Raw genomic sequence first — 1541 nt, forward strand, 5'->3', positions numbered from 1 at the left:
TGGCGAGGGTGCCGGTGCCTCCGGTGATGAGGACCGTCCCCTCAGGATCGAAGGGAACCCTGGTGGTTTGAGAGTTGGCTTCCGTGCGCTGAGTGGGCACAGAGCTGCCGGAGTTCGCGCCGTCGATTCTGGCGAGGCGCGGTACACGTACTTCACCTTCCCTGATCGCCGCCTGTGGTTCGTCTGACCAGAGGAGAGCGGGCAGGATGCGGGATGCCGTGGCTGACTCGTTCAAGTCGTCGACATCGACGATCAGAATTCGGCCCGGTTCTTCGTTCTGTGCAGAGCGCACCATCCCCCATACGGCAGCTCCGCCCAGGTCCTGCACGTCCTCGCCGGGCGCGCAGGCCACCGCGCCGTGGGTGACAACGATCAGCCTGGTATCGGCAAGACGCGCATCCGCCAGCCACTTCTGGAGTACTTTGAGCGCCTGCTCGGCCACAGTGTGCACGTCATCCAACAGAGACGCGTCATGCCGAGTGCCGCCCATGGGGCATAGAAGGGTGACGGGGGCCGGCTCTCCTTCGTCGAGTGCCCGGAACAGGTCATCGAGGTCGAGGTGCGAAGAAGTTCCGGAAGGGCAAAAACCTTCGATGGAGCGGAAGTTGGGTGACTGCACCAAAGCCCATTGACCTGGTTCCGGAGGAGTCGGCAGTTCACTGGGCAGGGCTTGCCAGCGCACTTCGAAGAGCGAGGGCTCCTCGGCATGCGCTTCGGCGAGGGCCCGCAATTGTTCCCTGGGGATGGGGCGAAGGGCCAGGGAAGTGGCGGACAGTACGGGCGCTCCTGTTTCGGTCACGGCAGTGACGGAACAGGAGTCGTTGGCGACAGACAACAACCGCACCCGGAGGGTTCCAGCACCTACTGCATGAAGGGTCACCCCTCTCCACGCGAAGGGAAGAGAGCAGGTGTTCCCGGGAGGAAGGTCCGAGAACCTCGTCAGGATCGGGTGCAGGCCGGCGTCGAGCAGGGCGGGGTGTACCCCAAAGCGCAAGGTATCGTCGGCCAATTCCTCCGAGAGACAGACCTCGGCCAGTGTTTCGTCTCCGTGCCGCCATGCTGCTCGGAGTCCTTGAAAGGCGGGGCCGTAGGTGAAGTTGGCTTGGGCGAGCTGGTGGTAGAAGCCGTTGAGGGGAATAGGGATTGCGTCGGGTGGGGGCCATTCTCCGTTGAGGAGTGGGTCGATGGGGGTGGTGTGGGGGGAGCTGGGCCGGGGTGCGAGGGTGCCGGTGGCATGTTGTTGCCAGGTTTGCTCGGTGTTGTGTGTGTTGTCGGGGCGGTCAGCGTGGGAGTGGATGGTGAGTTGGCGTCGGCCGGTGTTGTCGGGTGGTGTGGTGGTGATTTGGAGGGTGGTGGGGTGGGTGGGGTGGAGGGGGAGGGGGGTGTGGAGGGTGAGTTCTTCGATGTGGGGGGTGGTGGTGTGGTGGGCGGCGTGGAGGGCGAGTTCGAGGAACGCGGTCCCGGGGAGGAGGGGTGTACCGGCGATGGCGTGGTCCGCGAGCCAGGGGTGAGTGGCCAGACTGATCTGTCCGGTGAACAAG

At 64.7% G+C, this 1541-nt stretch carries 1 protein-coding gene; it reads right to left on the reverse strand.

Going from position 1 to position 1541, the window contains the following annotated elements; translation table 11 throughout:
• A partial coding sequence (locus I5Q34_RS33960) for a polyketide synthase dehydratase domain-containing protein (RefSeq protein WP_234429949.1) occupies nucleotides 1-1540 on the reverse strand: 1540 nt, incomplete at its 3' end.
• Nucleotide 1541 lies beyond the last annotated feature (1 nt).

It is taken from the genome of Streptomyces sp. AV19, assembly GCF_015999245.1.
In the GTDB taxonomy this organism is placed as follows: Bacteria; Actinomycetota; Actinomycetes; order Streptomycetales; family Streptomycetaceae; genus Streptomyces.